Raw genomic sequence first — 5,221 nt, 5'->3', positions numbered from 1 at the left:
GGGCAGCCTCTTTACAGATAACCCAACTGCTCGATGCGCAGCAAGATCTTTTGTGCCAGGGCTTCAGGGTCCTCGTAGCTCGAATCCACCACGATCTCCGGGTCGGCAGGCACCTCGTAGGGATCGTCAATCCCGGTAACCTGCTTGATGAGCCCCTGGCGCGCCTTGGCATACAGGCCCTTTGGATCCCGCTGCTCGCACACTTTCAATGGAGTATTCACATACACTTCCAGGTATCCGCCATACCGCGAGATCAGCTCCCGGTTAAACCGGCGGTCAGCTGCGTAGGGAGCAATCGGGGCACAGATGGCAATCCCCCGGTTCTTGGTGATCTCGCTGGCTACAAACCCGATCCGCCGCACGTTGAGTGACCGGTGTTCCTTGGAAAAGCCCAGCTCACTGGAAAGGTGCGTTCTGACAATATCACCGTCGAGCAGGGTCACCGGCCGCCGGCCATCCTCCAGCAGTTTGACCATGAGGCCCTTAGCCAGAGTGGACTTGCCAGCACCCGACAGCCCGGTAAAGAAAACGGTGAAACCCCGCTCTGACAGCGGTGGCTGGGCCTTACGCAATTCCGCCACCACCTCTGGATAAGAAAACCATCCCGGCAGCTCCAGCCCTTTGTCCAAGCGGCGCCGCAGCTCCGTGCCCGAAATATGGCACACGTGGGCACCTTCCGGCATTTCGTCATCCGGCATATATTCGGCCCGCTCTTCTATGTAAACCATATCCCGAAAAGGGATCATCGCAATGCCCAGTTCCGGCTCATGTTCCTTGATCAGCTCCTGGGCATCGTAAGGCCCATAGAATCGCTCGCCCCGGCTGTCGCGGCCCGGCCCGGCGTGATCACGACCCACAATTAAGTATTCGCAACCGTAATTCTTCCGAATAATAGCGTGCCATAGCGCCTCACGTGGCCCGCCCATGCGCATGGCCAACGGCAACAGGCTGAGCATGACCGTACCAACCGGATACCGGGCCAGGACATGTTCATAGCATCGCACCCGGGTGTAATGGTTTACGTCCCCAGGCATGGTGAGCCCCACCACGGGATGGAGCAGGATATTAGCCTTGGAGGCCGAGGCAGCCCGAAGGGTCAATTCCACGTGGGCCTGGTGCATGGGATTGCGGGTTTGAAAGGCGACCACCCGCTCCCAGCCATGTTTGAGAAACAGCTCGCGCAGCTGTCGCGGCCCTTGCCGGAGCAATTGGTAATCATAATGTTTGGGCAGGGCCAGCCCCTCAAGTGGGCCCCCCAGGTAAACCGGCCCGGACTCTACCAGGAGGTAGAACGCCCCCGGATGCAGGGTGTCCGTAGTGCCAAATATGCGCTCGGATTCCGCCTGAAGGTCGGGCCGCCAGATATCCGTGATGGTAAGCACTGCCAAAGGGAAGCCCTCTTTATCCCGCAGGAGCACCCGATCTCCTTCCTTGACGGAACCAGCGAACCCCTCAGATACATCCAGAGTGATGGGTATGGGCCATAGGGTGCTATCCGACAAACGCATATCTGCCAGCACCGATTCATAATCTCGCCGGCCCATGAAGCCGGCCAGAGGCGAAAAACCGCCGGTAATTAACAGCTCCAGATCGCAGAGCTGGCGGTCGTTGAGGGTAAGTGAGGGGAAATGAACACTCTCAGATCGGAGTCGGTCAGCCAGGTCCGGGCTGACCATGAGATCAACTAAACGACCACCGTGAGGCTGGACAAGCGATGATGGCATAGCCTGTGTCTTCCTTTAACTGCGTTTCCGATAATACACGGGAGTCTGCCTGGGCAAGTAACTTCCGCTGGATTTGAATTAAGTACCCGAATCTAGACAAGTGGATTACTCCTTGGCAACCACAGGTCTTGTACAGCTTGAGTTATAACACTTGGAGGAAGCTGGCGGCAATATTCCCGCTGCTCGCCGGGAGCGCCGGCCTTGAGTTCATATCCCGGGTGGCAGCTATTGGGAGGTAAGATCGGCGAATTTCTTCCTATAGACCTCCTCATCACCGGGCTTAAAGCCGGTGTGGTGATAGTAAAGGGTCCCGTCTGGGGCTACGATGAAAGAGTTGGGCAGGACGGCGACACCCTTTTCGTTCACAACCCCATATTTCTTGCCCACAGCTCCATATCGATCCATCAACATCTCGAGTTTCAGGTCAAATCTCTCGATGTATTCGGACACGAGCTGGTCGTCTTCATTCAGGTCCACCAGGAAGATTTTTATTGCGGGAAATTCCTCCTGTAGTTTCTCCAGCTCGGCGATCTCCGCCTTGCAGGGAATACAGGTGGTCTGGAAGAAGCTGACCACAACCGCCATGCGGTCATCCGGCTTGACCCTCGGTCCCACTACCCGGCTCAGGTAAAAGGAGCCGCCCACCAGCCGGGGCAGGAAAAAGGTCGGGGCCGGCTGACCAATCTCAAGAACAGCAGCGGATTCCTCTTTAACCTCTACCTTTTCCTCTTCTTTCGCCAGCTCCGCAGCTCGCGCGGCGCGCTCCTTTTCCAGCTGCTTGGCGAGCTCGGCGAACTTCTCGCTGTAGATCGCTTCATCGCCTGGCTTGAAGTTAGTGTGGTGATAATATACGCTGCCATCAGTGGCTATGAGATAGCAGTTGGGCAGAAGGACCACATCGTTCTCATCGACTACCCCGTATTTCTTCCCCACAACCCCGTAGCGATCCAGAAGCATCTCGAGTTTGGTCCCAAACTCCTTCACATAAGCGGCGACGAGCTGATCATCTTCGTTCAGGTCCACCAGGAAAATTTTTATATCGGGGAATTCTTCCTGCAGCTTTTCCAGTTCAGCGATCTCTGCCTTGCAGGGGATACAGGTAGTCTGGAAGAAGCTCAACACTACCGGCGTGCGGTCATCCGGCTGGGCCTTCGCCCCCACTACCCGGCTCAGATAGAAGGACCCACCTTCCAGCCGGGGCAGATAGAAGGTGGAGACCATCTGGCCAACCTCAAGCTGGGCATAGGTCAACGAGAAACAAGCTAGCAGTAAAATAATATGTCTGACTCTCATAGCATCCCTTAAGGTTTGAATTTTGGGAGAGATTACGGGCTCGCGGTGTATTGGTCAATAATTTTCACCACTTCCGGATGATCCGGTATCTCCGGTGTAAGCGGATGAAGATGGTACCCCATCACTTCAAAGTTATCCCCCCCTTTGGCAAATCGAATCTCACCGACATAGCCGGCATAGCCACCTGCCTGAACAATGGGCACACCGTTAACCACTGTCAGTGTATCCAGGGCCGTTTGGGAGTGACCACTGACAATCAGATCAATCTCCGCATAGCTGGCGGCAAATTCCCGATCAACTTCGAATCCGGAGTGTGACAGGAGGATCTTGAAAGAGTTATCGGCCGCCTCCGATTCCAACCATCGTTCGATCTGCTCCCGGATATTCTCCAGGGCAAAGTCCGTAAACACAAAGTCCGGATAAAAACGGGTTGTGCCGGGATGCAGGATAGGCAGGATGGAGTAGGTAACCCCGCCCTTGACAATGGTCACCGGCTCACCAAGCGTTTGAATCAGGGCCGCCAGCTCGAAATACTCCTCCGTGCCGTAAGCAATGTCCTGGTCTCCAAGATTGATCACGTCGAAATCCATCAGCTGAAAGGCGGCCGTGATGACTTTATCGAATCCCGGCGAAAGGTATTCTATAAAATTATCCCCATTGTCCACCACGAGCACATCGGGATTTTGTTCTCGGTAGGTGGCTATAAACTGTGCCCGCTTCTCCAATCCGCCCAGCCTGGCGATGGGACAGTAGCAGTTCTCAATGGTCCCATTAGCACTGTTGGTGAACAGGATAGCAAACTCCTGGGCCCAGACCGCACTCACGCCCTGTAATAGCAATCCACAAATTAACGCCGCGCGCCAACCCATCTTCATAATCTAACTCCTCAACCTGGGTCTTCTTATACACCGCAGCATCGCATTTCCTACAGCATTGCCTTGCAGAAGGGCACTATTGCATGACCCTAGCAACAGTGTGCATTCCCACGGGCATAAAAAGTAGAAATAAACACCTCTAAACATTAAGAGAGCGGGCTCGCTGCGTGGCAAAGACTCGTATCGGGACCAGGATCAGGCCCAGCAAGCTCCTACTTCATCATCACCATCTTGCGGGTGTAGATCCTGCCCTCCGCCATGTAGGCCGCGAAGTAGACCCCCGATGCGACCGGGATGCCAAACCGATCCCGGCCATTCCACAGCACCTCATAATGCCCCAGGTCTTGCCAACCGTCAACCAGCGTCACCACTTCCCGCCCCAGAAGGTTGAAGATCTTCAGGGTCACCTTGGCCGGCCGGAAAAGGCTGTAGCGCAGGTGGGTGAACGGGTTGAAGGGGTTGGGGTAGTTCTGCGCCAGCGCGAAATCGGACGGCAATGAAGCCAGGATCTCTTCGGTGGTATAGGCCACGTAGTCGGCTGACCCGGCGATTACATTCAGATGGTAGGGGAACCGTTCCCGATAATCGGTGATGGTGAGCGGTTCTCCCGTCGCCAGGAGGTCGTGCACCTCCCGGGTGAGCACGTCCAGTAGGACGATCCGGTTGCCCGGCGGCAGATCGCCTTCAAGCTCGTACGACAGGGTGATGGGTCCCTGCTCGCCTTTCACATGCAGGTCCATATCCCAGACACCGTCGTTCTCCTCCAGGGAACGGATGTCCGAGGTCATCAGGGGCATATTGGCGCCCCAATCGGGCCGCTCCATTGCCAGGGAGATGAACCCGGCGACATAGGGCGGTTCGGGATTGTCAAAGTAGTCTAACTGCTCGCTGGCACCTTCCAGCCGCCCGATACTGTTGAGACCGTCGCCGTAGGTCCTCCCAACCACTTCAAGCTGCAGCAGCCAGCCATCGGGAGGCGTTTCCTCCGCCTTTGCCAGCAGGTCCTTGCCCAATCCGCCGCCCGGCGCGGCGTTCAGAGTGACGGTCTCGCTGGCCGACTGGTTGCGGTTATAAACCGCATAGCCGCCCCAGGGGGCCAACTCCGTCGTTATACTCGTTACCCACTTGCTGCCATCGTAGGTGATCGGCCCCCAGAAATACTCCTGCTCCAGCTGAATAGGCACCCCGGAAGGATAGGGGCTCCCGATGAGGTTCCAGCCCGGCTGCAATACAATGTCGAAGCCCTCCAGAGCGGTGTTCCGGCCAGGACCCGTCATAAGGTCCACATTGTGCTGCACCTGCTGGTAGAGCCAGTACCCCTCACCCCGG

4 protein-coding genes are annotated in these 5,221 nt (G+C 56.5%); all 4 read right to left on the bottom strand.

Annotated features, from left to right (window positions below; genetic code table 11):
* Positions 1 to 11: 11 nt before the first annotated feature.
* The gene (locus ACETWG_08620) at positions 12 to 1,724 is read right to left on the bottom strand and encodes a bifunctional sulfate adenylyltransferase/adenylylsulfate kinase (GenBank protein ID MFB0516654.1); all 1,713 of its coding nucleotides are present in this window, start codon (positions 1,722 to 1,724) and stop codon (positions 12 to 14) included.
* Positions 1,725 to 1,949: 225 nt separating this feature from the next.
* Complete coding sequence (locus ACETWG_08615) at positions 1,950 to 3,017, bottom strand: TlpA family protein disulfide reductase (protein MFB0516653.1); 1,068 nt, start codon at positions 3,015 to 3,017, stop codon at positions 1,950 to 1,952.
* 32 nt (positions 3,018 to 3,049) lie between these two features.
* Positions 3,050 to 3,892 carry a hypothetical protein gene (locus tag ACETWG_08610; protein ID MFB0516652.1) on the bottom strand — a complete coding sequence of 281 codons (843 nt, stop codon included), beginning with the start codon at positions 3,890 to 3,892 and terminating at the stop codon, positions 3,050 to 3,052.
* 212 nt (positions 3,893 to 4,104) lie between these two features.
* On the bottom strand, positions 4,105 to 5,221 hold a 1,117-nt coding region (locus tag ACETWG_08605; GenBank protein ID MFB0516651.1), incomplete at its 5' end, for a T9SS type A sorting domain-containing protein.

The sequence above is a fragment of the Candidatus Neomarinimicrobiota bacterium genome, from assembly GCA_041862535.1.
In the GTDB taxonomy this organism is placed as follows: domain Bacteria; phylum Fidelibacterota; class Marinisomatia; order SCGC-AAA003-L08; family TS1B11.
The sequence above is the reverse complement of the archived record's forward strand: the minus strand, read 5'-3'. Positions and strand labels throughout refer to the sequence as shown.

Excerpts from the sequence above, each read along its gene's own strand:
- ACETWG_08610 (MFB0516652.1), bottom strand. The coding sequence starts at position 3,892 with ATGAAGATGGGTTGGCGCGCGGCGTTAATTTGTGGATTGCTATTACAG.
- ACETWG_08620 (MFB0516654.1), bottom strand. The coding sequence starts at position 1,724 with ATGCCATCATCGCTTGTCCAGCCTCACGGTGGTCGTTTAGTTGATCTC.
- ACETWG_08615 (MFB0516653.1), bottom strand. The coding sequence starts at position 3,017 with ATGAGAGTCAGACATATTATTTTACTGCTAGCTTGTTTCTCGTTGACC.